Here is a 24,063-nt window from a genome sequence, read left to right on the forward strand (position 1 = left end):
GCTTCGGTTTGTTCCGTTATTTCTAAATGCGGATGGCAGTTTCTGGCCGAAAGCAGTCGATTCTCGCGTTTCGGTTTCTGGCAGATCCCTCCTTGGGCGCTCACCATAGAGCGCCAAGGAGAGAGCGTTCGTTATGCCATCGGCACAACATTATCCAACGCCTGATTCACCGCCAATTCCCCCAGCATCACCACCTGCGCAATGCCCAGCAGCGTCTTGCGAATCGGCCCCTCAACCAGCGCCGCGACATCCCCCAACATCACCGTCGCCGAACCCAGTGATTCACTGGCGTTCGCCAATAATTCCTCGGTGGCAATTTTGGGGTTGGCGAGGAACATGGCGTTGGGTGTGTAGGGCGTGGCCATGATTTGGCTGGCGGGGTTCAGGTAGTGGTCGAGGGCGCGTTCGGCGGCTTCGCTGAGTTTTCGGGAATCGGGGGATTCGTAGGGGGAGACCGTTTCGGTTTCGGGTGGGTTTGGTGTGACCTTGAACATAGTGACGCTCCATATGTGGCTAAGGGAACCATCACATTCGCTACCAAACGAGGGTGGTGGCCATTACGAAGGTTGGTAGACCGGCACACATGGAAAAACCGGCGCGCTCGAAAGCGCCCTGCGCATGGCCACCATAAAACACAGGCGCCAGAAAGCATCTGCGTAAGGTGACGTTTTGCGCCATGTGTAAAACCGGGCTACCAAACCCGATCGCTGCTTTTCAGCGACCGACCCACGATAGAACCCGCACCCTGGGCGCACAAGCCGGCGGATTCTGGCGTAGTCGTAGGCAATGGCGCAAGGCGTTGTAGCCTTGGGGACGTAACACCGGGTGTCATATAAACAACTCTGTTTAAACGCGTCATCGCGCGCCATTGGTAGGGTCGCCCTCGGCCAGCATGTGTTTCATGTATTCGCGTTCTGGCGCGCCGGGCAGGACGCCGGTGGTGATAGCTTCGAGCACGGTGATGTGTTGTTCGTTGAAGACGCTGACTTCGGCTGTTGCGTGGCCTCGCTCGTCGATGCTGGTGATGAGCCAGTGGCAGGTGATGGTTTCGCCGGGATAGACGGGGCGCTTGAACTGGAGGTTCATGCCGGTGGCGAGCCAGCCGATCTGGCCGCCGATTTCGGTCATCAGGCTGGCCGTGAGCAGGCCGTGGGTGATCGGCGCTTTGAATGCTCGCAGTTGCGCATAGTGCGCGTCGCAGTGGACGGGGTTGTAGTCGCGGGACAGTTGCGCGAAGTGATGGACGTCGTCGGGTGTGAAACGGCGGACGACGTTGAAGCGGTCGCCCACCTTGAGGCCTTCGGCGGCGCGTTGTCTCGGGGTTTGCATGGGGGCCTCCTGCTGCTGGCGGTTGGTTAAAAGGTGTGTTCGGGGCCGGGGAAGGTGCCGGCCTGTACGTCGTCGGCGAAGTCTCTGGCCGCCGTTTGCAGGACGCTGCGCAGGTCGGCGTACTGTTTGACGAAGCGCGGCAGACGTCCCTGGCGCAGGCCGGCCATGTCTTGCCAGACCAGCACTTGCGCGTCGCACTGATTGCCGGCGCCGATGCCCACAGTGGGGATCGCCACCGCTTGAGTGATCGCTGCGCCAACGTCGCCGGGCACCATTTCGATCAGCAGGGCGAACGCGCCGGCGGCTTCCAGCGCTTTGGCGCTGTCGATCAGGCGCTGCCCGTCTTCGCCCCGACCTTGTACACGATAGCCGCCCAATTGATGTTCCATCTGCGGGGTGAAACCGATGTGGGCCATGACCGGGATGCCCGAGACGCTGAGCTTGGCGATGTGTGGCAGCAATTCGACACCGCCCTCGATCTTCACCGCATGGGCGCCAGCCTCCTTCATGAAACGCACGGCGGTTTGCAGGCATTGTTCGGGTGAAACCTGGTACGAGCCGAAGGGCAGGTCGGCGATGACCAAGGCCCGCCGGGTTGATCGGGTGACGGCGCGCACCAGCGGGAGCAGTTCGTCGACGGTCACGGCCAAGGTCGAGTCGTTGCCAAACACGTTGTTGGACGCTGAGTCGCCGACCAGCAGGACGGGAATGCCGGCGTCCTCGAAAATTACTGCGCTGTACATGTCGTACGCGGTCAGCATCGCCCATTTGCGCCCTTCGACTTTCATCTGTTTGAGCTGCGGGATGCGCAGGCGTGTTGCCGGCTTGGTTAGGGCAGTGGTGTCGTAGGGTGAGGTGTGTTCGGTCATTGGCAGATCTCGTCAGGAGGAAGAATCAGGCGTGCAGCTGTTCGATCAGCAGCCCCAGCGCAATCGCAATCATGATCAGCCCTGAAACTCGACTGACCCTGCGTGCCGCTGCAGGCCGGGCGCGCAGTACCACCTGTGAGCCAAACCCGACCAGCAGATAGATCACCGCGCAACTGGCGGTATGCACCAGGCCGAGCGCGACCATTTGCAGCGGCACGGGCCACGGCGCGCCGGCGTCGGTGAATTGCGGCAACAGGGCGAGAAACAGCAAGAACACTTTCGGGTTGAGCCCGCTCACGCAAAGACCCTTCAAGGCCCAGCGCGCCCATGAGTCGCTGGTCTGGCTCGCTGCGGCGTGCGGAGTGGAAGGGCGGGCGAACAGATTGGCGCCCAGCCACAGCAGGTAACCGGCGCCGGCTACGGTCAGTGCTGTCAGGGCCAGCGGATGTCCGGCGATCAGCGTGCCTACCCCGGCCGCCACAATCAGCGTCGCGAGTAAGTGCCCGGACAGCAGACCGCCCACGGCGGGGAGTACGACGCGGTGCTTCAAGCCTGCGGAAATCGCGTAGGCCCAGTCGGCGCCGGGGGTGATCACAAACAGAATCGATACCGCCCAGAAAGCGGCGAATACGCTGAAGGTCATGGCGTCACCCATGGCCGTTGACGTGGCGTTGCTTTGCTCATGTTGGTTTTCCATCAATCAAGTGCCGCGCCGGTTGCAGCGGTGCGGCAGTTTTTGGTTGAGGGAGAATAAGCAAACTCGGCTAGAATATTTTTCCAAAGATGGTCGTCATGGCGCATCAGATTAGAAGGTTTTATTGCGTGGACAGAACTGATCGGAAGATTCTTGCTGAGCTGCAAAAGGATGGTCGGCTGTCGGTCACCGAATTGGCCGATCGCGTGGGCCTGAGCCTTTCACCCTGCCACCGCCGCGTGCGGGCGCTGGAAGAGTCCGGGGTGCTGCTCGGCTACCGGGCAAAACTCGACCCCGCCGCGCTGGGCCTGAACTTTTCCGCGATGGTCTTCGCCACGTTGCGCGAAGGCGACCGGCAAGCGGTGGAGGCGTTCGAGGCGGCGCTGGTGGAGATTCCGCAGGTGGTGGATGCGCAACGGTTGTTCGGCGAACCGGATTATTTGCTGCACGTCATCGCTCAGGATTTGCCAGCGTTTCAGCGCCTGTATGACGAGTGCCTTTCGACTTTGCCGAATGTGCAGCGGCTGACCTCGACGCTGGTGATGAAGCGCGTGGTGCAGGATCGACCGTTGCCGTTGTAAACAGAGTGATACGATCGGGGCGTGCCTCCCACGCCACAGAGCAGAATCGTCCACCATGAAACCCAGTTTCGAAAAAATCCCCACCGAAGCCACTGCCTCCTGGACGCTGCTGAACCGGCGCCTGCCAGGGGCAATTCCGTTTGAGTGGCACCACCACCCCGAGTACGAACTGACGCTGACCTTGAACAGTCGTGGCCATCGCTATATCGGCAATGACGTCGCGGCTTACGATGACGGCGATCTGATTCTGGTTGGGCCGAATGTGCCGCATAGCTGGTCGTCGGCGGAGCGGGTCGACGCCGGGCAACCGCATGTGGCGTTGGTGATCTGGTTTTCGGCGGCGTGGGCGGAGTCGCTGGTGACGTTGTTTCCGGAGATGGGGTCGCTGCGGCAATTGCTTGTGGCGGCGCGGCAGGCATTGAGTTTCAGTGCGGCGGCGTCGCGGGAGATTCGGCCGCTGATTGAGGCGATGGTCGAGCAGGAGCTGCCCGAGCGTTTGATCGCGCTGCTGACCGTGTTGAGCAAACTGACACGGGACGTTGATGCCAGGCAAATCCTGTCGGCGCCGGACTCTCAGATTGGCAGTCAGATCGTTGAGGATCCCCGTATACATCGGGTTCTGGATTACGTGCATGGACACTACGCCGAAGCCATCAGCATTCCGGCGTTGGCTGAGATGGCGTGCGTCAGCGTGTCGGCGTTTCATCGAATGTTCCGTCGGCATACGCGCTGCACGGCGCTGGACTACATCGTACGGCTAAGAGTCGGACATGCCTGTGCGCTGTTGATGCAGGGACATTCGACGGTTTCGCTGATTGCCGAGGCAGTGGGATATTCGTCGCTGGCGCTGTTCAATCGGCAGTTCAAGGCGTTGAAGGGGCTGACGCCTTCGGAGTTTCGTCGTCAGCACGGTCATCACTTTCAGTAAGCAGCGCGCCGCTACAACGCCACAATCGTATTACTCGACGCGGCAATTCAGGCTGCCGCCGACACCATCGGAAGTGGTCCCATACCTGCACCAACAACAAGGTCTGCAGGTCCCCCGATGAGCAAATATCAAGCATTCGAGAGCGCAACGCTTCCGGAGAGTTACCGCGACAGTATCGTCAAAATGAAACGCACCTTGCGCGCGCAGATTGGCGATGTGCAGGGGCTGTTCGCCGAGGTCAGTGAGTTTATTGCCGGCGAGATTGCGTCAGTCAAAGCCCAGGAGGCGCAGACCGGGTCGGGCTGGCCGGTGCTGGAGTTCGCTGATATCGCCGCTGGCACAGTGACTGCCGAGCAGTTGGCTTTGATCAAGCGTCGCGGTAGCGTGGTGATCCGCAATCACTTCCCCCGCGAGCAGGTGCTGCAGTGGGACCAGGGCTTGCTGGATTACCTCGACAGGAACCGGTTCGATGCGGTTTACCGTGGGCCGGTCGACCAGTTTTTTGGCAACCTGGAGGCTTCGCGGCCGGAGATTTTTCCGATCTATTGGTCGGCGGCGCAAATGCAGTTGCGTCAGCATGAGCGGATGGGCACGGCGCAGGCGTTTCTCAATCGGTTGTGGAAGACTCATTCGCACGGTAAGGACTGGTTCAATCCGGACATCAACGCGCTGTATCCGGATCGGGTACGTCGGCGTCCGCCGGGCACTCACTCGAAAGGCCTTGGCCCGCACACCGATTCCGGGGCGCTGGAACGCTGGCTGCATCCCGCGTATCTGAAGGTCTTCGACAAAATCTACAGCAACGACTTCGCGGCCTACGACCCGTGGGATGCGGCGTTTCGTACCGAGGTGGATGAATACGCCTACAAGGACACGGTGAAGTGTTCGGCGTTTCGCACGTTTCAGGGCTGGACTGCGCTGTCGGACATGCAGGCCGATCAAGGCGTGCTGCACACCCTGCCGATCCCCAAGGCGATGGCGTACCTGCTGCTGCGGCCGCTGCTCGATGACGTGCCCGAAGACGAGTTGTGTGGGGTGGCGCCGGGCAAGGTGCTGCCGGTATCGCGGCAATGGCATCCGCTGCTGATCGAGGGGCTAAGTCCGATTCCGGATGTGCAGGCCGGCGATTCGGTGTGGTGGCATTGCGATGTGATCCATAGCGTCGCGCCGGTGCAGAACCAGCAGGGCTGGGGCAACGTGATGTACGTGCCGGCGGCGCCGATGTGTGCGAAGAATCTGCGCTATGCGCGGGATGTGTTCAGGGCGTTTGCGCAGGGTGCTTCGCCGGATGATTTTCCGCGGGAGGATTATGAGCGGGCGTGGGTGGAGCGTTTTGCTGTGGAGAGTCTGAACCCGTTGGGGCGTGCGGGGCTTGGGCTGGAGTAGGTATTTGTAAATTGCGGCCGATTCGCGGCCCCTCCGGACGGTGCGATGTTTCGTTAAAACTTTCGCCATGGGTGTTGTGTTGTCTGATCGCTGGCGGTGGTCTCGGGTAGTTTGTTGGCTGAGCTGGCGCCTTCGCGAGCAAGCCCGCTCCCACAATGGTCTTGCGGTGTTCGCGAATGTGGTGGCGGGCACAAAACCTGTGGGAGCGAGCCTGCTCGCGAATCGGATATCCACGGTACTCAAGTCTATTCATTACCCTTTTGGACACAGTGTTTGTCCAGCCGACCGATTTTTGCCGTGCGCTTGAACCCCTAACATCGTCTCCACTCCGTGAACAAACACGGTTCCCCACGAGACGGTGAACATCATGAAACTTGCAAAAATCGCTCTTCTTCTGGTCCTTGGCGGTATTGGCGCGCAAGCCTTTGCGGCGGATGAAACCGCACAAGTCGAGGCGTACAACTCCGCCAGCCAACTCGACATCGCACACGTGGTGTCGATCTCCGACGCGGCTAATCAGTGCGGCGCGGTGCCGGTGCAGATGACTTATGACGACTCAACCGGCGCGCAACACGTCGTGCAATACCAAGTGATGGGCAGCGGTTGCTCTAACGGTTAATGGTCGATGCCGGCGCTGGAGGGTCGACACTCCAGGTCTGCGGCACTAAGCATCAGCGAGTTGCTTGGCCCCAGCCATGTCTTCATCGGATGCCAGCAGTTGCGGGATGGCATTTTTCAGGAACTCCACCCAGGTCTTGATTTTGGCGTCGACGAATTTGCGCGAAGGGTAGATCGCGAACAGGTTGTATTCCTCCAAGCGGTACTGCGGCAGTACCCGCACCAGTGTGCCTCCGACCAATCCTTCGACGGCTGATGCCAGCGGCTGAATGCCGATGCCCATGCCATTTCTGATCGCCGTGGCCATGCCGTCGGCGGTGTTGATGTGGAACGGCGAGTCGGGGATATTCTGGGTTTCCATGCCTTGTGGCCCTTCGAACACCCAGTTTTCTGCGGGCATCACCGTGTTGACGATGCGCAGGCAGTCGTGCGCGGCGAGGTCGGCGGGTGTGGCGGGGTGGCCGCGTTTGGCCAGGTACGACGGCGAGGCGCAAAGGATGCTGTAAGTGGTGCCCAGGCGTTGCGCGACGAAGCCGGAATCGGGCAGGTCGCGGGCTAGCACGATGGACATGTCGTAGCTTTCTTCCAGCAGGTCGGGCAGGCGATTGCTCAGGGTCAGGTCGAACATCACCGTGGGGTGAATCTCGCGGTAGCGGGCGATCGCATTGATCACGTAGTGGTTGCCGATGGCGGCCATGGCGTGGATCTTCAGGCGCCCGACCGGCAAGGTCTGGGCGGTGCCGGCTTCTTCGTCGGCCTCGCGCAGGTCATCGAGAATTTTCTCGGCGCGCTGCAAATAACGTACACCGGCCTCGGTCAGGGCGAGGCGGCGGGTGGTGCGGTTGATCAAGCGTGTGTGCAGCCGGGTTTCGAGGCTGGAGACGGCTTTGGAGACGTTGGTCGTGGTGGTGTCGAGCACGTCGGCCGCAGCGGTGAAGCTGCCGCTCTGGGCCACGGCGACGAAGCAGCGCAGGGTCTGAATGACGTCCATCGTTGTGGTTGGCTCTGTGGCTGGGATGGCCATTCTAGGGTTTGCCGTGGGGGGTGTTGCAAATGTTTGCGAATGAGGGGCGGGTGCATGGTGGGTGAAGGGCTTGGAGACATTCTGGCGCCGGGGCTTTCGGTGGTGTTTTGCGGGATCAATCCGGGGCTGCTCGCGGCGGCGCAGGGGCATCATTTTGCCGGGCGCGGTAATCGTTTCTGGCGCACCTTGCATCAGGCCGGTTTCATCCCGCATGAAGTGCGAGCGGAGGACGATCGAAGCCTCCTGCAATTTGGCTGTGGCTTGACGGCGGTGGTCGAGCGGCCGACGGCGCGGGCGGATCAGTTGGCTGCGCAGGAGTTTGCCGCAGCGGCCTTGGGCTTTGAACAGAAGATCAGCCGCCATGCGCCGCGCTTTGTGGCGTTTCTTGGCAAGGCTGCGTATGCCGCGTTGTCGGGGCAGCAAGTCGTGGCGTGGGGGCGGCAGGCGAAGATCTTTGGTGGCGCGCACGTGTGGGTGTTGCCCAATCCCAGTGGACGCAATCGGGCGTTCTCCCTTGAGCAACTGGTCGCGGCATATCAGGAATTGCATGAGGCATTGATCGCGAGCGGGTAAATCATGCGTCCAGCGTTTTTCGGTTGGCCAGCTACGATTGATGCAGTCAAATCGCCGAGGAGGACGCCCGCCATGAAGCCCGAAAACCCAAGCACCGACACCTCGGCGCTGATCGACGCAAAAATCGCTGAGTTGGCCGATTGGCGCGGCGTCATCCTCGGCGAGATTCGCAAGGTCATGCACCAGGCCGATCCCGAGGTGGTGGAGGAGTGGAAGTGGCGCGGTGTTCCGGTGTGGTCCCGCGGCGGCATCATTTGCACTGGGGTGACCTACAAGACTGCGGTGAAGATGACCTTCGCCAAAGGCGCGGCGCTGGCCGATCCGGCGCGGTTGTTCAATGCCAGCCTGGAGGGCAACACCCGGCGTGCGATTGATTTTCACGAGGGTGACAAGGTCGATGAGCAGGCCTTGAAAGCGCTGATTCGCGCGGCGATCAAGCTGAATTTGTCCAAGTGAATCGTGCCTTTTGCCCCGGCTCAGAAATAACTGGCTGTTTTAAAACAAATTTTTTTGCACTCGGGGCTTCCCAGATCAAAAAAAGGTTGGTAAATTGCGGCCCATTCTCGCAGAGCTTGTTACAGAGCTTGAGATACAGGGGCGTCGCCAAGCGGTAAGGCAGCAGGTTTTGATCCTGCCATGCGTTGGTTCGAATCCAGCCGCCCCTGCCATATTCAGAAAAAACGCCAGTCCGAAAGGGCTGGCGTTTTTTTATGCGCGCGTTTTGTGGTTGGGGCTGACAGTTGCCTGAGCCGCAGCGGGGGACTGATGTAAACTGCCCGTGCAAAAGTCCCGGCGAGTTGCTGGCCGGCGACCCTCAATCTCTCCAGACAAGAGACTTTCATGGCTAATCAAGACCTCAGCTTCACCCCTGATCCGGATGCGGATTCGATTTCCTCCGACGTAGTCGGTTTCAACGGCATTCTGGTTTCGACCCAGATCCCGACCCGCGCCGACGGCAGCCTGGAGCTGGGCGACATCACCCTGCAAAGCGAATGCACCCTGCAGGCGCTGAGAGTGGCGCTGGAGCGGGCGGGCAGTTCGATGGATCGGGTCATGCACCTGACCATCTACCTCACCGACATGGCTGACCGTGCGGCATTCAACGAAGTCTACAAGCGCTTCTTCGCCAAGCCATGGCCGGTGCGCGCGGCGGTGGGCGTGGCGTCGCTGGCGGTGGAAGGCATGCGCGTGGAAGTCACCGCAATGGCCGCCAAGGCCTGACCGCCCCCTGTAGGAGTGAGCCTGCTCGCGATAGCGGTAAATCAGCCACCATCAAACTTGACTGTGCCACCATCATCGCGAGCAGGCTCACTCCTACAGGAGACTCTCGTGTCGGATTGGAGCGAGGTCATCTGCCACTTGGCAGCACAGGCGTGCCGCCCGGGCGTTTCGCGGCTACAATGCGCGCCTTAACCGTGACAGCCTGACTAAAAAAACTATGTCCTTGCCCAAGCATCATCTGGAACTGCTCAGCCCCGCCCGTGACGTGGCGATTGCCCGCGAGGCGATTCTGCACGGCGCCGACGCCGTGTACATCGGTGGCCCGAGCTTCGGCGCGCGCCATAACGCCTGCAACGAGGTGAGCGAAATCGCCGAACTGGTGGAATTTGCCCGCCGTTATCACGCGCGCATTTTCACCACCATCAACACCATCCTGCACGATAACGAGCTGGAGCCGGCGCGCAAGCTGATCCACCAGTTGTACGACGCCGGTGTCGACGCGCTGATCGTCCAGGACCTGGGCGTGATGGAACTGGACATCCCGCCGATCGAGCTGCATGCCAGTACCCAGACCGACATCCGCACGCTGGAGCGGGCGAAGTTCCTCGATCAGGCCGGTTTCTCGCAGCTGGTGCTGGCACGCGAGCTGAACCTGAAAGAAATCCGCGCCATCGCCGATGAAACCGATGCCGCCATCGAATTCTTCATCCACGGCGCGCTGTGCGTGGCGTTCTCCGGGCAGTGCAACATTTCCCACGCGCAGACCGGGCGCAGCGCCAACCGTGGCGACTGCTCCCAGGCCTGCCGTTTGCCGTACACCCTGAAAGACGAAAAGGGTGGGGTGATCGCCTACGAAAAACACCTGCTGTCGATGAAGGACAACAACCAGAGCGCCAACATCCGCGCGCTGGTCGAAGCCGGTGTGCGTTCGTTCAAGATCGAAGGTCGCTACAAGGACATGGGCTATGTGAAGAACATCACCGCCTATTACCGCCAGCGCCTCGACGACGTGCTCGAAGACCGTCCGGATCTGGCCCGTGCTTCCAGCGGCCGCACCGCGCACTTCTTCCTGCCGGACCCGGAAAAGACCTTCCACCGTGGCAGCACCGACTACTTCGTCACCGATCGCAAGATCGACATCGGCGCGTTCGACTCGCCGACCTTCACCGGTCTGCCAGTGGGCACCGTCGAGAAAGTCGGCAAGCGTGACATGCAGGTGGTGACTCAGGAGCCGCTGTCCAACGGCGATGGCCTCAACGTGCTGGTCAAGCGTGAAGTCGTGGGTTTCCGCGCCAACATCGCCGAGCCGAAAGGCGAGTTCGAAGAAGACGGCGAGAAGCGCTATCGCTATCGCGTCGAGCCCAACGAAATGCCCGAAGGCCTGTACAAGCTGCGGCCGAACCATCCGCTGAACCGCAACCTCGACCACAACTGGCAACAGGCGCTGCAAAAGACCTCTGCAGAGCGTCGTATCGCATTGAGCTGGGTTGCTCGCCTGCGCGAAGAACAGCTGGAAGTGACTGCGACCAGTGAAGAGGGGATCAGCGCCAGTGTGACCCTGAACGGTCCGTTCGGTGTCGCCAACAAGCCGGAACAGGCAATGGAGCAATTGCAGGATTTGCTCGGCCAGCTCGGTACCACCCAGTACCACGCCACCGACATCAAGCTCGATGCGCCGCAGGCGTTCTTCATTCCGAACTCGCAGCTCAAGGCCCTGCGCCGCGAAGTGATCGAAGTGCTGACCGACGCCCGTGTCGCGGCGCATCCGCGTGGCAGCCGCAAGGCCGAAACCACGCCGCCGCCGGTGTACCCGGAATCGCACCTGTCGTTCCTGGCCAACGTCTACAACCAGAAGGCCCGCGACTTCTATCACCGCCACGGCGTGAAGCTGATCGATGCGGCCTACGAGGCGCACGAAGAGGCCGGTGAAGTGCCGGTGATGATCACCAAGCACTGCCTGCGTTTCTCGTTCAACCTGTGCCCGAAACAGGCCAAAGGCGTGACCGGCGTGCGCACCAAGGTCGCGCCGATGCAGCTGATTCACGGCGACGAAGTGCTGACCCTGAAGTTCGACTGCAAGCCGTGCGAGATGCACATCATCGGCAAGATGAAAGGCCACATCCTCAACATGCCGCAACCGGGCAGCGTGGTCGGCCATATCAGCCCGGAAGACCTGCTGAAAACCATCCCGCGCGCGCCACACTGAGTGACGGGCGGGCGTGGCGCTACGGTGTCACGCCTGCTCGGGCTCTCGCTCCGCCAGCTCCTCAAGCAAGTCGGCTGACGGCACAAAGAACAGACCCCCGGTGACTGCGGTGCTGAAGTCGAGCAAACGGTCGTAGTTGCCGACGGGGTTGCCGACAAACATGTTCTCCAGCATCTGCTCGATCGGTTCCGGCGAACGCGCGTAACCGATGAAATAGGTGCCGAACTCGCCAGCCCCCGGGCGGCCGAACGGCATGTTGTCGCGCAGGATCTTCTGCTCCTGGCCGTCCTTGGTGATGGTGGTCAGGGCGCTGTGGGAATTGCTTGGCTTCACCTCTTCACCGAGTTCGATGTCGGCCAGCTTAGTGCGGCCGATCACCTTCTCCTGAGCCTCGACGCTCAACGCATTCCACGCGTCCATCTTGTGCAGGTACTTCTGCACCAGCACATAACTGCCGGATTCGAACGCCGGGTCTTCGTTGCCGATCAGGGTGAAGTGGTCTGCCTTGCGGCCCACCGGGTTCTCGGTGCCATCGACGAAACCGATGATGCTGCGCATGTCGAAGTAGCGGAAACCCTGGACCTCATCCACCACGGTGATCGCGCCATTGAGAGCGCTGCATAGCTGGGTCGCCAGTTCGAAACACAGGTCCATCTGATCGGCGCGGATGTGCAGCAGGATGTCGCCCGGGGTCGCCACCGCACGGCGGCCCTCGACGCCGAATTCGCGGAACGGATGCAGCGAGGCCGGGCGCGGGCTGCCGAACAGCGCGTCCCAGGCGTTGGCGCTGAAACCGCAGACACACGACAGATTGCCGTCGGGCACCCGTTTGCCGACTGAGCGGGTGAGGGCGGCGATGTCGCCGCACCAGCCGCGCACCTGGCTGGCGGCGTCACTCCCGGGCAGCAGCGTGGCGACGATGAAAATCGCGCTGCGGGTGATCGGGTTGCAGATCGCTTGCGGCTCGGGAGTATCCATTGATGAAGTCATAGTCGGTTCCATATGCGCGGGGCCAAGGTCGGCGCTCAGTATGAAACCAAAAACATTTCATCGGTATCTCAGAAGCGACCCAGTCGATAGGCATCCAGCGCCGGCAAGCCGGAGTTCGCTGAGGGTGATACCAGATGCGCGACCATCTCCGCCGTCACCGCCGCTTGAGTCAGCCCCAGATGCTGATGACCGAACGCCAGTAGCACCTTGCCGTCGCCGACCTTGTCGATGATCGGCAGCGAGTCCGGCAGCGACGGGCGAAAGCCCATCCACGGCGTCGCGTCTTCAGCGTTCAAATCATGGCGGAACAAACCCTTGCTCAAACGGTGTAACTGCCAGGCGCGTTCCATAAACGGCGGGCGCTCCAGACCGGCGAACTCTACGGTGCCGGCCAGGCGCAGGCCGCCGGTCATCGGCGTCATGATGAACTTGCGCTCCAGCGAGGTGACCGCGAACGGCAGGCGCTCGTGTTCGTGGGGCAGCATCAGGTGATAGCCGCGCTCGGTGTCCAGCGGCACGCGTTTACCGGTCAGTGCGGCGGTGAGTTTCGCTGAGTGCGCGCCGCAGGCAATCAGCACCTGTCGCGTGGTAAAACGGCCCTGATCGGTGCGCAGCGACACGCCATGCTCCTGCAATTGCCCGCCCTGAACCTCCTGCTGGAGGAACTGCACGCCGGCTGTTTTCGCCGCGCTCACCAGTTCGCACACCACCTGATACGGGTCGAGAAAGTGCCCGGTGCGCGGGTAGAACAATCCGCCTTGAATCTGTTCGCTGAGCTGCGGCGCGGTGTCCCGCACTGCACTGGCTGACCAGAAATCCACCGGCACCTGTTGCTGACGCATGCGCGCCTGCAAGGCATTGATGACTGGCCGCGACTCGGCGCGCTCGAACACCAGCAGCGAGCCGTCCTCCTTGAGCAGGTCGGGGCGGGCGATGCTGCGCAGCAGGCGTTTCCAGGCATCGAGGCTGCTTTCATTGAGCGCGCGCAGGCCGGCCACGGTGCGCTGAAACGGCGCCGGGCGCAGGTTCAACAGCAATCGGCTGAACCACGGCACGGCGCGCGGCATGTATTTCCAGTCCAGGCGCAGCGGCCCCATCGGGTCCATCAGCATCGCTGGCAGACGCTTGAGGATCGACGCGTCGGCAATCGGAAACACCTGCTCGGTGGCCAGATGCCCGGCGTTGCCGAACGAGGCGCCATGACCGGGCGGTTGCTTGTCGATGACCACCACCCGTTGACCCTGACGCGCCAGTTGCAGGGCACAGGCGACACCGATGATGCCGGCGCCGATTACCGCGATATCGGCGTTGTCCGCTGTGAGGTTGTTGGGCATGTTCAGGCTTCCCTCTGGCCGTCGAGCAAGCGCCGCAAGTGCAGTGGATTCGCCTGTTGCAGCGGCTGCGGCAACAGGCTGTCGGGGAAGTCCTGATAACACACCGGACGCAGGAAGCGCAGGATCGCCGCCGTGCCGACCGAGGTGCTGCGCGAGTCCGACGTGGCCGGGAACGGCCCGCCATGCACCATCGCATCACACACCTCGACCCCGGTCGGCCAGCCGTTGACCAGCAGGCGTCCGGCCTTGCGTTCCAGTGTCGGTAACAAGGCTCGGGCGCGATCCAGATCGGCGTCATCCAGGTGCAGGGTGGCGGTCAGTTGACCTTCGAGGTGTTCGCAGACCAGACGGATTTCATCATCGTTGGTGCACTGTACGATCAGTGATGCGGCACCAAAGATTTCACCTTGCAGGCATGCGTCGGCGAGGAAGTACTGCGCCTGGGTCACGAACAATTGCGCCTGACACTGGTTCGGGCCTTCAGCCGCTAAACCGATGGCCACGCGTTGCGCTTGCGGATGTTCGGCCAGCGCGCCGACGCCAGTTTCATAGGCGCAGAAGATTCCCGGCGTGAGCATGGTCTGCGCCGGGGTGCGCTGGATCCCTTCGGCGGCAGTGGCAATGAAACCGTCCAGCGTCGGCCCTTGGCGGGCGATGACCAGCCCGGGGTTGGTGCAGAACTGCCCGGCGCCCTGAGTCAGCGAGGCGACAAAACCCTGCGCCAACGCCTCACCGCGTGCGGCAAGCGCTGCCGGAAACAACAACACCGGATTGATAGAACTCATTTCCGCATACACCGGAATCGGCTCGGGCCGCGCTTGCGCCGCTCGGCTCAGGGCGAGGCCGCCACTGCGCGATCCGGTGAAGCCCACCGCCTTGATGCGCGGATCGCTGACCAGGGTGATGCCCACCTCATTGCCCGAACCGAACAGCAGCGAGAACACACCCTCGGGCAATCCACACGTTTTTACTGCGCGAGTCAGCGCCTGGCCCACCAGTTCGCTAGTGCCGGGATGCGCGCTGTGCGCCTTGACGATCACCGGGCAACCGGCGGCCAGCGCCGAAGCGGTGTCACCACCGGCCACTGAGAACGCCAGTGGAAAGTTGCTGGCGCCAAACACGGCCACCGGTCCCAGCGCAATCTGCCGCTGGCGCAGGTCCGCACGCGCAGCGGGTTGGCGCTCGGGCTGAGCGTGGTCGACGCGCACATCCAGCCATTCGCCGGCCCGCACGTTGCGGGCAAAGGTGCGCAATTGCCCGCAGGTGCGTCCGCGTTCGCCTTGAATGCGGGTGCGTGGCAAACCGGTTTCGGCCACGGCACGGTCAAGCAATACATCGCCAAGGGCTTCGATCTCATTGGCGATGGTTTCGAGAAATTCGGCGCGAGCGCTCAGGGACGTCTCGCGATAACGATCAAACGCTTGCCACGCCAGTGTGCAGGCCTGTTCGACATGCTCGCTGCTGCCCCCGGCATAGGCCGGTTGCAGTACCGCGTCAGTGGCGGGATTGATCGCATGGATCGCTCCACGGCTGCCGGCAATGGCTTGGCCGCCGATCAACATGTGGCCTGTCAGAGTCATGGCGCTTCCTTGATAAAAGAGGTGAAGCCCCGGCATCACACCGGGGCAGGGACGGTGGTCAGGCGAGGTTCTGTTCGGCGGACCAGTTTTTGTACCACTGGCGGAACAGCGCGTACTGGGTCTCGGCGTAACGCCGCTGGGCATCGCTCAAGGCATCGGTTTCGTTGAAGTGCAGGGCGTATTCGCGGTCGCCGTTGAGCACCATCAGGTGCTTGTAATACAGCACCAGATCGCAGCCTTCGTCGAACGACGACAGCACCGCCAACGCCGCTTCCAGTTCGCGCGCCAGACGTCGGGCCTTGGCATCGCCCTTGGCCGCTTGCTTGCTCAGCGCCACCAGTTGCAGCACTTCGCGCGGCAGGGCGTTGCCGATGCCGGTGATCGCGCCGGTGGCGTTGCAGTTGACGAAACCGTGCACCACTTGCGTATCGACGCCGACCATCAGGGTCACTGCATCGTCCTGCGAGGTGATGTTCTCGGCGGCGTAGCGCAAGTCGGCGCCACCGCCGAACTCCTTGAAGCCGATCAGGTTCGGGTGTTCGCGGCGCAGTTCGAAGAACAGCTCGGCACGGGTGGCGAAGCCGTAGTAAGGGCTGTTGTAGATCACCGCCGGCAGGTTCGGCGCGGCGTTGAGGATCGCGGCGAAGTGGGCTTTTTGTGCGGTGGCCGAGGCGCCACGGGACAGCACGCGGGGAATCACCATCAGGCCATGGGCGCCGACTTTCGCCGCGTGTGCAGCGTGGGAAACTGCTTCACGGCTGTTGACCGCGCCAGTGCCGACGATGGTCGGTACCCCGGCGGCGACCAGCCGCGCCACGCCTTCCTGACGCTCGGCCTCGGTCAGCAGCGGCCAGTCGCCCATCGAGCCGCAGTAGACGACGGCGCTCATGCCGATATCGATCAGCTCGCGACCCTTGGCCACCAGTGCGTCGAAGTCAGGTTTGCGCGCGGCGGTGCACGGGGTCATCAGCGCGGGAATGCAGCCAGTGAAGATGTTATCGCTCATTGTTGTAGCTCCTCGGGAGATTCATTCGGATCGGTAGAAAAGCGGGGCACTCAGATGCCCCACGCGAAAGGGTCCTGCTCGTCGATCAGCAGAGTGGCATCGGCGGTCATGTAGGCGCGCCCGGTAATGAACGGGCGCACGCGCTCGCCATGCCATTCGAAGCGGCCTTCGAACTGGCTGCCGGTGATGCTGGCCTGGGTCCAGACCTGGCCTTCAGCGAGTTTGCCGTCAGCGGCCAGACAGGCGAGTTTGGCGCTGGTGCCGGTGCCGCAGGGCGAGCGGTCGTAGGCCTTGCCCGGGCACATGACGAAGTTGCGGCTGTCAGCCTTGTCGTCGTCGGCAAACAGCTCGACGTGGTCGATCAGCGCGCCGCCCTCGCCGTGGATGCCTTGGGCTTCCAGGGCCTTGAGCATCGCCCAGGTGTACTCGGTGAGGGCTTCGACGTTGCTCATCTGCAAGTCCTGACCGTGTTCGGAGACGAGGAAAAACCAGTTGCCGCCCCAGGCAATATCGCCGACCACGCGACCGTAACCGGGCACTTCCACCGGCACCTGTTTGCGGTAGCGCCAGGCCGGGACGTTGCCCAGGGTCACCGCGCCGTCCTCGTGCAGGATGGCGCTGACCGTGCCGACCGGGGTGTCGATCTGGTGCACGCCCGTTTCGATTAGCCCCAGGTAATGCAGCGAGTTGATCAGGCCGATGGTGCCGTGGCCGCACATGCCGAGGTAGCCGGCGTTGTTGAAGAAAATCACCCCGCAGGTGGCATCCGGCGACACCGGCGCGCAGTACAGCGCGCCGACCAGCACGTCGTTGCCGCGCGGTTCCAGCAGGCAGGCGCGGCGCCATTGATCGTGGCCTTCGCGCAAGGCATCGCGCTGCTCGGCGACGCTGTTGCCGGGCAACTCGGGGAAGCCTGTCATCACCAGGCGCGTGGGTTCGCCGCCGGTATGAGAGTCGATAATGTGCAGTCGTTTCATGAACGCGTCCCTTCAGTGAATGTCAGGCGTGAGCCGGGCGTTGGCCGGTTGCCGAATGGGTGGAGGATTCAGCGGCTTCACTTTCGTCATCTTCGGTTTCCAGACGAATCAGGCGTGCCGGCACGCCAGTGGCGGCGCCCCAGTAGTAGATGCCCAGCGCGCAGACCGCGACGATCACCGTGTCGAATGGATGACTGAGTACGCCGATACCGCCGAAGCTGCCGAGTTTGGAGAGGACGATGGTCAGCGCGTAGAAGCCGATCAGCCACGCCGACGAGCGCACTTGCTGGCCGAGGTTGAGGTGCGCGGTCGGCACCATGCGCCCGCACAACAGGTAGATCACAAACATCAGGATTTGCAGGCCGAGCAACCACGACACGGTGCCCCAGCCCGACCAGTAGACGATCAGCGCGGCGATGATGAACGACAGTGGCCCAAGCACATTCATGCCCTTGACCCGGAACGGACGCGGCATGTCCGGCGCGTTGCGGCGCAGTGCGGCCACCGTTACCGGGGCCACGGCGTAGCTCAAGACCAGCGCAGCGGAGACCACGTTGATCAGCGCTTCCCACGACGGGAACGGCAGGGTCCAGAACACCGACAGGCCAAAGGTCAGCCACAGCGCCGGACGCGGAATGCCGGATTTTTCGTCGATGCGGGTGAAGATCTTGAAGAAGGTCCCGGTCTGCGCCCAGCCGTAGATCACTCGCGGCGTGGCGTTCATGTAGATGTTGCCGCAGCCGCTGGGCGAGATCACCGCATCGGCCACCACCAGATACGCCAGCCAGCCGACGCCCAGTGCCAGAGCGATGTCGCGATACGGCAGGGCCAGTTCCTTGGCGACGCCGGCCCAGCCATTGGCGAGCATTTCGGTGGGGATGCCGCCGAGGAAAGCGGTTTGCAGCAACACGTAAATCGCAGTGGACAGCAGCACCGACAGGATCAGCGCAATCGGAATCGTGCGTTGCGGGTTCTTCACTTCACTGGCCACGGAAATGATCGGCGTCAGGCCCAGATAAGCGAAGATCACCCCGCCGGCCGAGACCGCCATTTCGATCCCCGACAAACCGAACGGCGCAAAGCCGTGCACTTCGAAATTCGCCGGTTTGAAGAAGCTGAACAACACGCCGATCACCAGCAGCGGCACGATGAACTTGAACACGCTGACCAGATTGTTGGCCATGGCGAAGGTCTTCACGCTGCGGTAATTGAGCAGGAAAAACAGGCACAACAGTCCGAACTGCACGAACCAGCCGAGCACGGTCGGGTCGCTGGAACCGACCTTGGTCAACTCGGGAAACCACGCCGCCGCATATTGCCGGGAGGCAACCACTTCGATCGCCACCAGACTGGAAAACGCGATCAGCGTGATGAAGCCCATCAGGTAGCCGAGCAGCGGGCCGTGGGAGTAAACCGGGTAGCGCACCACGCCGCCGGCACGGGGCAGTGCGGCGCCCAGTTCGCAGTAGACGATGCCCAGCAGCAACACGGCGAAACCACCGAGCAGCCAGGAAAAGATCCCCGCCGGGCCGGCGATGGCCGACACGTGACTGGCCGCGAACAACCAGCCCGAACCGAAGATCGCCCCCAGCCCGATGAACGTGAGGTCTATCAGTGAAAGTTGTTTCTTGAACTTGCCTTGGCCTGTCATAGCGTCGCCTTCTTGTTGGTTGTTGGAGGGGCGTGCAGTGGCGCTACAGTGAACTCATCAGGCGATGCGCGATTGATGTTTTTTGCCGGTGACGATGACGAAATCAGCACAATGGCCAACGGCAAAGGCCCGGCTCGACAGGCTGTCGGCCATCGGGCAATCTGCGCGCAAGCCAAAGCGCACCGTGGGGAGTGACAGTCATGACGCAGAATGCGTTTGCGATCCTGAGCCAGCAGAACGAAGCGAGCCGACCGCAAAGCCTCGACGATCTGCTCGCCAGCATGGCGCTGCTGTTGCCCATGCTCGACGTGATTCCCAACGCGGCGATCTTCATCAAGGATCTGCAGGCGCGCTACGTCATGGCCAACCAGACTTTGGTGCAGCGCTGCGGTTTGAAAGACCTGCGACCGCTGCTGGGCAAGACCAGCGCCGAGGTGTTTCCGGCGCAATTGGGCCCGGGCTACACCGAGCAGGATCGACGGGTACTGGAGGAGGGGTTTGTGCTGGAGGATCAGCTGGAGCTGCATCTGTACGGCAGCCGCGAACCGGGCTGGTGCCTGACGCACAAGCGTCCGCTGTACAACCGGGATAATCGGATCATTGGCCTGGCGGGAATTTCCGTCGACCTGCAAACCGCCAGCGAAACCCATCCGGCGTATCAGCGACTGGCGGCGGTGGATGAATACATTCGGGCGAATTTCAATCGCCGGGTCAGCCTCGGCGAACTGACGCGCATCGCCGGGATTTCAGTGGCGCAACTGGAGCGCTACTGCAAGCGCGTGTTCCACCTGACGCCGCGGCAGATGATCCAGAAAGTGCGTCTTGAGCATGCACATCGGCTGTTGCACGGCGAGTTGCCGATCACCGAAGTGGCGCTGCAATGCGGTTATACCGACCACAGCGCGTTCACCCGGCAGTTCAAGGCGTCGACCGGATTTACCCCGCGCCAGTATCGGTTGGCGACGGCGCAGTGAGGTTTGCCCGTCAGGCCTTGACCCAGCGCTGTCGGCTCCAGGCACTCAGCGAATCCACGCCCAGCACCAGAATCAGCATCGCCAGAATCACCGTACTCGCCTGCGCTTCCTGAAACAGGCTGAGGCTGACATACAGCATCTGCCCCAATCCGCCAGCACCGACGAAGCCCAGCACGCTGGCCATGCGAATGTTGTTTTCCCAGCGATACAGGCAATACGCGAGCAATTGCGGAGCGAGGTTGGGCAGGGTGCCGTAGCAGAAGGCGAGCACCGGGTTGCCGCCCTGCAAACGGATCGCTTCGGCAGGTTCCGGCGGTGTATTTTCCAGTGCTTCGGCGAACAACCGACCGAGCACCCCAGTGGTGTGCAGGGCCAGCGCGAGGGTGCCGGCGTTCGGGCCGAGGCCGGCGGCGAGCACCATCAGCGCCGCCCACACCAGTTCCGGAATCGCCCGCAGGCCGTTGAGCAAGAGCCGCGAAGCGCTTTGCAACGGCCAGCCGAAACGCCCGGCCGCAGGCAATGCCAGCAGGATGCCGAACACCGCCGCGAGCAGGGTGCCGAGGGCCGACATGGCGAGGGTTTCCAGCGAACCCTTGAGGATTGCCTGCAAGTGCGTGGCGCTCAGGTCCGGGCTGAGAAAACGCTGCGCATAGGCGCCCATCTGCTTAAGGCTGGTGGCGCTGCCCAGTTCACCGAGGTCGAGTTCGAGGTAACCGAATGAGGCGATGACCGCGACGCCAATCGCGACCATCAGCAACAGATTGATCAGGCGATTCATGTCAGCCTCCAGCGCAGCAGGCGGCTGAGTTGATCGGCACCGAGCACCAGAATCAGGAAGGTCAGCAACATGCTCGCCACTTCACCGCTGGCGAACATGCGCAACGACAGGTCGATCTGCTGGCCGAGGCCACCGGCGCCGACAAACCCCATCACCACCGAGGCACGAATCGCGCACTCCCAGCGATACACCGTGTACGACAGCAATTCCGCCGCGACATTCGGCAGAATCCCGTAGGCAAATGCCGCGAGCCGTCCGCTGCCGGCCTGCATCAAGGCGTGAGCCGGGCGCTGGTCGGTGGATTCGAAAATTTCCGCGTAAACCTTGCCGAGCATGCCGCTGTAGGTGATCGCGATCGCCAACACACCGGCCGCCGGGCCGAGGCCCACGGCACGCACAAACAGTAGCGCCCAGACGATCTCCGGCACGCTGCGCAAGAAGATCAGCAGCCCGCGCACCGGCCAGCGCAACAAGCGCCCGACCCGACTGGGAATGCCGCTCCGGGACGCCGCAGACAATGACAGCGCGCGGCTGGCAATCAGGCTGGCCGGCACCGCCAGCAGCAGCGCCAGAGCCATGCCGGCGGTGGCGATGGCCAGGGTTTGCAGGGTGGCTTTGAGCAGCAACTGGAGAAAATCGTGGTCATGTGCCGGTGGCCAGAATCCGGAGATGAAACGGCCCATTTCGGTCTGGCTGTCACTGTGCAGCAACACCCCAAGATCCAGTTCACTGAGCTGGATCCCCGGCCACAGCAAGGCCAGCGCCAGCAGCGTCAGCAACAATCGCGGCGCGGCGGCCGGGTCGCGTGAATCGGCCCTCAGCATCGCGGGATCTGCACAATCAGCGGCGCACTGGGCGTCGTCGGGCTTTGCAATTGCTCGTTGGCGTACAGCGTGTCGAGCATTTCGCGGCTGACCTGTTCGGCTGGGCTGTCAAACAGGATCTGGCCGTCGCGCAGGCCGATGACCCGCGGGAAATGCGCCAGCGCCAGTTCCACCGCGTGCAGGCTCGCCACCAGTGTGACGTTGTGCGCCCGCGCGTGCTGCGCGAGGATCGACAGGGTGTGCCCGGCGAGCACCGGGTCCATCGCCGACACCGGTTCGTCCGCCAGCAGAACCTCCGGCGCCTGATACAGCACCCGGGCAATGCCCACGCGCTGCAATTGGCCGCCGGACAATTGCTGGCAGTAAGCGAAGAGTTTGTCGCCCAGATCCAACCGGGCGAGGGCCGCACGGGCGCCGGGAATGTCCGTGGGATGCAGCAGATTCAGCAGGCTTTTGCCCAGACTCCACTGCCCGAGTTTGCCGGCCAGCACCGCCGTCACCACCCGTTGGCGCGGCGGCAGCGGCGGCGCTTGGTGAACCAGACCGATGCGCGCACGCAGGCGTTGCCGTTGATGGGCGGATAGGTGCCAGGGACGCTCGCCCAGCACCTCGATTTCACCGCTGCTGGGGCGCAACGCGGTGGCCAGCAGATTCAACAGACTCGACTTGCCAGCCCCGGAAGGGCCGATGATCGCTACCTGTTCACCCACGCCAATCTGCAGGTCAACGCCGCGTAACGCGTCGACCCCGTTGGCGTGGTGCAGGCTGGCGTGTTTGAGGCTCAGGGTCATTTCAGCAGGTCGGCAGCGCGAGCGGCTTCCTCGATGCCCTTGTAGTTCTCGGGTTTGGTGTCGATGAACCGGCTGGCCGCCTGCAGATCAAGAATCTTCTTCTGCTCGGGGTTGGCCGGGTCGAGGTCGAGGAAGGCTTTTTTGATCTTCGCCGCCAGCGCCGGGTCGAGGGTGCCGCGCACGGTCCAGTTGTAATCGAAGTAGGCCGGGGTGGTGGCGAACACGTGGACCTTGCTGGTATCGACCTTGCCGCTGTCCACCAGTTTCTGCCAGACGCTGGCGTTGAGCACACCGGCATCGACCTTGCCCGCCTGGACCCAGGCCACGGTGGCGTCATGCGCACCGGAGTAGGCGACGCGGCTGAAATAGTCTTCAGGTTTGATGTTGTCGTTCTTCAGCATGAAATAACGCGGCATCAGGCTGCCGGATGTCGACGACACCGAGCCGAAGGCAAAGGTCTTGTCCTTGAGGTCGGCCAGGCTCTTGACGTTCGGGTCGGCGCTGATGAATTTGCTGGTGAACTGCGCATCCTGCTCGCGCTGCACCAGCGGGATAACCGGGGTTTTGCCTTCGCCCTCAGTCTTCAGGCGCGCCTGAACAAAGGTGAAGCCGCCCAGCCAGGCCATGTCGAGGCGATCGGTCGCCAGCGCTTCGACCACCGCCGGATAGTCGGCCACGGGAACGAACTGCACTTTCATGCCCAACTGCTGCTCCAGATACGCGCCCAGCGGCTCGAACTTGCGCAGCAATTCGGTCGGTGCTTCATCGGGAATCGCGCTGACCCGCAACACATCGGCGGCATGCGCCACCAGAGCAGAAAAAGACAGGGCCAGACCAGCAGTCAGTGCCAGGGTTCGTTTGAGCATGGAAATCTCCGTTTCATGAGCGTCGCATTCTAAGTGCCAAGGCGCGAGGTGTCGCGCTCGGGCGCTCAATCAGGTTAGACGAAACGGCGAGGTTGTACGCGGGCTGGCGGTTAAAGACCAGCCGCGAAGTCTGGCGGTGTGTTACGCCACGTTTCATGCCAGTGGCTCGCTCGAATCAGTAGTTCTCCAACTCTCTGATCACTAAAAAACCTGTAGGAGCTGTCGAGTGAAACGAGCCTGCGATCTTTGCGTCTCGATTGAGGATCAAAAGATCGCAGCGTGCCGCAGCTCCTACAGACTGGTGATTCAGGATCGTTCACTGCCGCGGTGATCACGAAAACCCCTGTAGGAGCTGTCGAGTGAAACGAGGCTGCGATCTTTGCGTCTCGATTGAGGATCAAAAGATCGCAGCGTGCCGCAGCGCCTACACGGGAATTTTGGCGATCACTTTGATTTCGAACTGAAACCCGGCCAGCCAAGTCACGCCGACCGCAGTAATCGTCGGATACGGCGCGCTGCCCCAGAACTCCGGTACCACTTCCCAAATGGTTTCGAAGGTCGATTGCGGATCGACCATGAACACCGTGACGTCGACCGCATCAGCGAAGCTGCCACCGGCGGCATCGAGGATCGCATTGAGGTTGTTGAAGGCCAGGCGCACCTGATCCTGCAGATCCGGCTCGGGCGAACCATCTTCACGGCTGCCGACCTGTCCCGAGACAAACAGAAAACCATTGGAGCGAATTGCCGGTGAATAGCGATGGCGCTCGTAAAGCGCATGGCGGGCTGGCGGGAAAACTACGTCGCGCTGGGTCATGGGTGTCTCCATCATTGTCTGGTCGTTGACGATGGAGTGACTGTAG

General features: G+C 62.3%; 25 protein-coding genes and 1 tRNA gene. 10 read left to right on the forward strand and 16 right to left on the reverse strand.

The window, feature by feature from the left end; genetic code table 11:
• Nucleotides 1-131: 131 nt before the first annotated feature.
• The 4 genes from ACIOUG_RS03195 to ACIOUG_RS03210 form a co-directional block, all read right to left on the reverse strand.
• Complete coding sequence (locus ACIOUG_RS03195) at nt 132-494, reverse strand: DUF6124 family protein (protein ID WP_123588099.1); 363 nt, start codon at nt 492-494, stop codon at nt 132-134.
• A gap of 361 nt (nt 495-855) precedes the next feature.
• Nucleotides 856-1,329: a MaoC family dehydratase gene (locus ACIOUG_RS03200; RefSeq protein ID WP_098968367.1), complete on the reverse strand. Its 474-nt coding sequence runs from the start codon at nt 1,327-1,329 to the stop codon at nt 856-858.
• A 26-nt stretch (nt 1,330-1,355) separates the two neighbouring features.
• Nucleotides 1,356-2,198: a 3-methyl-2-oxobutanoate hydroxymethyltransferase gene (gene panB / locus ACIOUG_RS03205; protein ID WP_003224363.1), complete on the reverse strand. Its 843-nt coding sequence runs from the start codon at nt 2,196-2,198 to the stop codon at nt 1,356-1,358.
• A 25-nt stretch (nt 2,199-2,223) separates the two neighbouring features.
• On the reverse strand, nt 2,224-2,841 hold the full coding sequence (locus ACIOUG_RS03210; RefSeq protein WP_098968506.1) for a LysE family translocator: 618 nt from the start codon (nt 2,839-2,841) through the stop codon (nt 2,224-2,226).
• Between the two features lie 179 nt (nt 2,842-3,020).
• On the opposite strand from ACIOUG_RS03210, the gene ACIOUG_RS03215 reads away from it, so the two are divergent.
• The 4 genes from ACIOUG_RS03215 to ACIOUG_RS03230 all read left to right on the forward strand — a co-directional run bounded on the left by ACIOUG_RS03215 (nt 3,021) and on the right by ACIOUG_RS03230 (nt 6,406).
• A complete protein-coding gene (locus tag ACIOUG_RS03215; RefSeq protein ID WP_045122414.1) occupies nt 3,021-3,473 on the forward strand; it encodes an Lrp/AsnC family transcriptional regulator in 453 nt (150 codons plus the stop codon).
• Between the two features lie 55 nt (nt 3,474-3,528).
• On the forward strand, nt 3,529-4,401 hold the full coding sequence (locus ACIOUG_RS03220; RefSeq protein ID WP_103485916.1) for an AraC family transcriptional regulator: 873 nt from the start codon (nt 3,529-3,531) through the stop codon (nt 4,399-4,401).
• A gap of 117 nt (nt 4,402-4,518) precedes the next feature.
• On the forward strand, nt 4,519-5,787 hold the full coding sequence (locus ACIOUG_RS03225) for a DUF1479 domain-containing protein (RefSeq protein ID WP_401062464.1): 1,269 nt from the start codon (nt 4,519-4,521) through the stop codon (nt 5,785-5,787).
• Nucleotides 5,788-6,154: 367 nt separating this feature from the next.
• Nucleotides 6,155-6,406: a DUF2790 domain-containing protein gene (locus ACIOUG_RS03230; protein ID WP_401062466.1), complete on the forward strand. Its 252-nt coding sequence runs from the start codon at nt 6,155-6,157 to the stop codon at nt 6,404-6,406.
• A gap of 45 nt (nt 6,407-6,451) precedes the next feature.
• On the opposite strand, the gene ACIOUG_RS03235 is transcribed toward ACIOUG_RS03230, so the two are convergent.
• Nucleotides 6,452-7,396 carry a LysR substrate-binding domain-containing protein gene (locus ACIOUG_RS03235; RefSeq protein ID WP_401062468.1) on the reverse strand — a complete coding sequence of 315 codons (945 nt, stop codon included), beginning with the start codon at nt 7,394-7,396 and terminating at the stop codon, nt 6,452-6,454.
• Between the two features lie 87 nt (nt 7,397-7,483).
• Between ACIOUG_RS03235 and mug the strand changes: the two genes are divergently transcribed.
• From mug to ACIOUG_RS03260, 5 genes are all read left to right on the forward strand, one after another.
• Nucleotides 7,484-8,002: a G/U mismatch-specific DNA glycosylase gene (gene mug / locus ACIOUG_RS03240; RefSeq protein WP_401062470.1), complete on the forward strand. Its 519-nt coding sequence runs from the start codon at nt 7,484-7,486 to the stop codon at nt 8,000-8,002.
• A gap of 72 nt (nt 8,003-8,074) precedes the next feature.
• The gene (locus ACIOUG_RS03245) at nt 8,075-8,458 is read left to right on the forward strand and encodes a DUF1801 domain-containing protein (protein WP_401062472.1); all 384 of its coding nucleotides are present in this window, start codon (nt 8,075-8,077) and stop codon (nt 8,456-8,458) included.
• Between the two features lie 137 nt (nt 8,459-8,595).
• Nucleotides 8,596-8,670 (forward strand) — tRNA-Gln (locus tag ACIOUG_RS03250).
• Nucleotides 8,671-8,842: 172 nt separating this feature from the next.
• A complete protein-coding gene (locus tag ACIOUG_RS03255) occupies nt 8,843-9,223 on the forward strand; it encodes a RidA family protein (protein ID WP_401062473.1) in 381 nt (126 codons plus the stop codon).
• A 217-nt stretch (nt 9,224-9,440) separates the two neighbouring features.
• Nucleotides 9,441-11,429: a U32 family peptidase gene (locus ACIOUG_RS03260; RefSeq protein ID WP_401062475.1), complete on the forward strand. Its 1,989-nt coding sequence runs from the start codon at nt 9,441-9,443 to the stop codon at nt 11,427-11,429.
• 27 nt (nt 11,430-11,456) lie between these two features.
• Here ACIOUG_RS03260 and ACIOUG_RS03265 read toward each other — a convergent pair whose 3' ends face one another.
• From ACIOUG_RS03265 to ACIOUG_RS03290, 6 genes are all read right to left on the reverse strand, one after another.
• Nucleotides 11,457-12,419 (reverse strand): Dyp-type peroxidase, encoded by a 963-nt coding sequence (locus ACIOUG_RS03265; protein ID WP_401062477.1) that lies wholly within the window; start codon nt 12,417-12,419, stop codon nt 11,457-11,459.
• A 68-nt stretch (nt 12,420-12,487) separates the two neighbouring features.
• The gene (locus ACIOUG_RS03270; RefSeq protein ID WP_401062479.1) at nt 12,488-13,753 is read right to left on the reverse strand and encodes an NAD(P)/FAD-dependent oxidoreductase; all 1,266 of its coding nucleotides are present in this window, start codon (nt 13,751-13,753) and stop codon (nt 12,488-12,490) included.
• 2 nt (nt 13,754-13,755) lie between these two features.
• Complete coding sequence (locus ACIOUG_RS03275; protein WP_401062480.1) at nt 13,756-15,333, reverse strand: aldehyde dehydrogenase (NADP(+)); 1,578 nt, start codon at nt 15,331-15,333, stop codon at nt 13,756-13,758.
• A 58-nt stretch (nt 15,334-15,391) separates the two neighbouring features.
• The gene (locus ACIOUG_RS03280; RefSeq protein ID WP_041072540.1) at nt 15,392-16,339 is read right to left on the reverse strand and encodes a dihydrodipicolinate synthase family protein; all 948 of its coding nucleotides are present in this window, start codon (nt 16,337-16,339) and stop codon (nt 15,392-15,394) included.
• A 50-nt stretch (nt 16,340-16,389) separates the two neighbouring features.
• A complete protein-coding gene (locus ACIOUG_RS03285) occupies nt 16,390-17,316 on the reverse strand; it encodes a 4-hydroxyproline epimerase (protein WP_401062482.1) in 927 nt (308 codons plus the stop codon).
• A 22-nt stretch (nt 17,317-17,338) separates the two neighbouring features.
• Nucleotides 17,339-18,967, reverse strand: coding sequence for an APC family permease (locus ACIOUG_RS03290; RefSeq protein ID WP_401062484.1), 1,629 nt, complete (start codon nt 18,965-18,967; stop codon nt 17,339-17,341).
• 200 nt (nt 18,968-19,167) lie between these two features.
• Here ACIOUG_RS03290 and ACIOUG_RS03295 point away from each other — a divergent pair, with 200 nt between their 5' ends.
• A complete protein-coding gene (locus ACIOUG_RS03295) occupies nt 19,168-19,941 on the forward strand; it encodes an AraC family transcriptional regulator (protein WP_103485020.1) in 774 nt (257 codons plus the stop codon).
• A gap of 10 nt (nt 19,942-19,951) precedes the next feature.
• Here ACIOUG_RS03295 and phnE read toward each other — a convergent pair whose 3' ends face one another.
• The 5 genes from phnE to ACIOUG_RS03320 form a co-directional block, all read right to left on the reverse strand.
• Nucleotides 19,952-20,719 carry a phosphonate ABC transporter, permease protein PhnE gene (gene phnE / locus ACIOUG_RS03300; RefSeq protein ID WP_401062486.1) on the reverse strand — a complete coding sequence of 256 codons (768 nt, stop codon included), beginning with the start codon at nt 20,717-20,719 and terminating at the stop codon, nt 19,952-19,954.
• Complete coding sequence (locus ACIOUG_RS03305; RefSeq protein WP_115989996.1) at nt 20,716-21,543, reverse strand: ABC transporter permease subunit; 828 nt, start codon at nt 21,541-21,543, stop codon at nt 20,716-20,718. The genes phnE and ACIOUG_RS03305 overlap by 4 nt, the downstream gene beginning before the upstream one ends.
• A complete protein-coding gene (locus tag ACIOUG_RS03310) occupies nt 21,537-22,334 on the reverse strand; it encodes a phosphonate ABC transporter ATP-binding protein (protein WP_003224395.1) in 798 nt (265 codons plus the stop codon). The genes ACIOUG_RS03305 and ACIOUG_RS03310 overlap by 7 nt, the downstream gene beginning before the upstream one ends.
• Entirely contained in the window at nt 22,331-23,200 is an 870-nt protein-coding gene (locus tag ACIOUG_RS03315; RefSeq protein WP_401062488.1) for a putative selenate ABC transporter substrate-binding protein, read from the reverse strand. Before ACIOUG_RS03315 ends, ACIOUG_RS03310 begins: the two co-directional genes overlap by 4 nt.
• Before the next feature lie 424 nt (nt 23,201-23,624).
• Nucleotides 23,625-24,017 carry a RidA family protein gene (locus tag ACIOUG_RS03320; RefSeq protein WP_401062490.1) on the reverse strand — a complete coding sequence of 131 codons (393 nt, stop codon included), beginning with the start codon at nt 24,015-24,017 and terminating at the stop codon, nt 23,625-23,627.
• Between the last annotated feature and the right edge of the window lie 46 nt (nt 24,018-24,063).

The organism is Pseudomonas sp. NPDC087803, assembly GCF_044742995.1.
Lineage (GTDB): Bacteria > Pseudomonadota > Gammaproteobacteria > Pseudomonadales > Pseudomonadaceae > Aquipseudomonas.

What these genes read in the sequence shown, in the direction of transcription:
- ACIOUG_RS03195 (WP_123588099.1), bottom strand. Translation starts at nt 494, where the DNA reads ATGTTCAAGGTCACACCAAACCCACCCGAAACCGAAACGGTCTCCCCC.
- ACIOUG_RS03200 (WP_098968367.1), bottom strand. Translation starts at nt 1,329, where the DNA reads ATGCAAACCCCGAGACAACGCGCCGCCGAAGGCCTCAAGGTGGGCGAC.
- panB (WP_003224363.1), bottom strand. Translation starts at nt 2,198, where the DNA reads ATGACCGAACACACCTCACCCTACGACACCACTGCCCTAACCAAGCCG.
- ACIOUG_RS03210 (WP_098968506.1), bottom strand. Translation starts at nt 2,841, where the DNA reads ATGACCTTCAGCGTATTCGCCGCTTTCTGGGCGGTATCGATTCTGTTT.
- ACIOUG_RS03220 (WP_103485916.1), top strand. Translation starts at nt 3,529, where the DNA reads ATGAAACCCAGTTTCGAAAAAATCCCCACCGAAGCCACTGCCTCCTGG.
- ACIOUG_RS03225 (WP_401062464.1), top strand. Translation starts at nt 4,519, where the DNA reads ATGAGCAAATATCAAGCATTCGAGAGCGCAACGCTTCCGGAGAGTTAC.
- ACIOUG_RS03230 (WP_401062466.1), top strand. Translation starts at nt 6,155, where the DNA reads ATGAAACTTGCAAAAATCGCTCTTCTTCTGGTCCTTGGCGGTATTGGC.
- ACIOUG_RS03235 (WP_401062468.1), bottom strand. Translation starts at nt 7,396, where the DNA reads ATGGACGTCATTCAGACCCTGCGCTGCTTCGTCGCCGTGGCCCAGAGC.
- mug (WP_401062470.1), top strand. Translation starts at nt 7,484, where the DNA reads ATGGTGGGTGAAGGGCTTGGAGACATTCTGGCGCCGGGGCTTTCGGTG.
- ACIOUG_RS03245 (WP_401062472.1), top strand. Translation starts at nt 8,075, where the DNA reads ATGAAGCCCGAAAACCCAAGCACCGACACCTCGGCGCTGATCGACGCA.
- ACIOUG_RS03255 (WP_401062473.1), top strand. Translation starts at nt 8,843, where the DNA reads ATGGCTAATCAAGACCTCAGCTTCACCCCTGATCCGGATGCGGATTCG.
- ACIOUG_RS03260 (WP_401062475.1), top strand. Translation starts at nt 9,441, where the DNA reads ATGTCCTTGCCCAAGCATCATCTGGAACTGCTCAGCCCCGCCCGTGAC.
- ACIOUG_RS03265 (WP_401062477.1), bottom strand. Translation starts at nt 12,419, where the DNA reads ATGACTTCATCAATGGATACTCCCGAGCCGCAAGCGATCTGCAACCCG.
- ACIOUG_RS03270 (WP_401062479.1), bottom strand. Translation starts at nt 13,753, where the DNA reads ATGCCCAACAACCTCACAGCGGACAACGCCGATATCGCGGTAATCGGC.
- ACIOUG_RS03275 (WP_401062480.1), bottom strand. Translation starts at nt 15,333, where the DNA reads ATGACTCTGACAGGCCACATGTTGATCGGCGGCCAAGCCATTGCCGGC.
- ACIOUG_RS03280 (WP_041072540.1), bottom strand. Translation starts at nt 16,339, where the DNA reads ATGAGCGATAACATCTTCACTGGCTGCATTCCCGCGCTGATGACCCCG.
- ACIOUG_RS03285 (WP_401062482.1), bottom strand. Translation starts at nt 17,316, where the DNA reads ATGAAACGACTGCACATTATCGACTCTCATACCGGCGGCGAACCCACG.
- ACIOUG_RS03290 (WP_401062484.1), bottom strand. Translation starts at nt 18,967, where the DNA reads ATGACAGGCCAAGGCAAGTTCAAGAAACAACTTTCACTGATAGACCTC.
- ACIOUG_RS03295 (WP_103485020.1), top strand. Translation starts at nt 19,168, where the DNA reads ATGACGCAGAATGCGTTTGCGATCCTGAGCCAGCAGAACGAAGCGAGC.
- phnE (WP_401062486.1), bottom strand. Translation starts at nt 20,719, where the DNA reads ATGAATCGCCTGATCAATCTGTTGCTGATGGTCGCGATTGGCGTCGCG.
- ACIOUG_RS03305 (WP_115989996.1), bottom strand. Translation starts at nt 21,543, where the DNA reads ATGCTGAGGGCCGATTCACGCGACCCGGCCGCCGCGCCGCGATTGTTG.
- ACIOUG_RS03310 (WP_003224395.1), bottom strand. Translation starts at nt 22,334, where the DNA reads ATGACCCTGAGCCTCAAACACGCCAGCCTGCACCACGCCAACGGGGTC.
- ACIOUG_RS03315 (WP_401062488.1), bottom strand. Translation starts at nt 23,200, where the DNA reads ATGCTCAAACGAACCCTGGCACTGACTGCTGGTCTGGCCCTGTCTTTT.
- ACIOUG_RS03320 (WP_401062490.1), bottom strand. Translation starts at nt 24,017, where the DNA reads ATGACCCAGCGCGACGTAGTTTTCCCGCCAGCCCGCCATGCGCTTTAC.